Here is a 602-nt window from a genome sequence, read left to right as displayed (position 1 = left end):
ACCGTCGACGACTACGACGCGTTGCTTCCCTGGAAAATGCCGGCCGACCTCCGCTGACCCGCATCACTACCACACCTCACGCGCTCCGCCACCTTACTCTGAGGGGCGTCGTTCGTGGATCGCATACCTTTGACGGCATAGACGTTACAGAAGTCAGCGCGACAATGGATCTCTACGGCGGCGGTGGCTTGGTAATGTCCGTGCGCGACCTGGCTTCGTTTACGAAGGACCTGTTTGAAGGCCGAGTGTTCGATAAGTCTCAGACGCTAATCGAGATGCTGCGCGAGGGACAGCATGAGGATGCCGATGCATATAGGTTAGGGGTTTCCGTCAGCGAAATCGCTGGCACCGTGTGTTATTCACACGCCGGCTTTTGGGGAACGGTCGTCTACTATTCGCCTCAACACGCAATTGCGATATCGGGCTTCACGACGGTTCGTAACGCTCGACCTGAACTCGTATCAATTGTCGAGCGGTAAGCGGCTCGCGGCGGCCGTCGTAGACGGCTGCAGGGATCGGCATCAAAGTGATGTCCATCATTTTCGAAGTGATGGACACCACTTTGTCAGAGCCAACACAGAGTCCCGGCAGCCGTAAAGGTC

The 602-nt window shown here is 56.8% G+C and carries 1 protein-coding gene; it reads left to right on the top strand.

The window, feature by feature from the left end; genetic code table 11:
• The first annotated feature begins 29 nt into the window (after window positions 1-29).
• The gene (locus AB4Y40_RS42790) at window positions 30-479 is read left to right on the top strand and encodes a serine hydrolase (protein WP_368692988.1); all 450 of its coding nucleotides are present in this window, start codon (window positions 30-32) and stop codon (window positions 477-479) included.
• Window positions 480-602: the final 123 nt, after the last annotated feature.

This window comes from Paraburkholderia sp. EG287B (assembly GCF_040965595.1).
Classification (GTDB): domain Bacteria; phylum Pseudomonadota; class Gammaproteobacteria; order Burkholderiales; family Burkholderiaceae; genus Paraburkholderia.
Note: the sequence above shows the minus strand (reverse complement) of the source record. Positions and strands in the feature narration are given on the sequence as shown.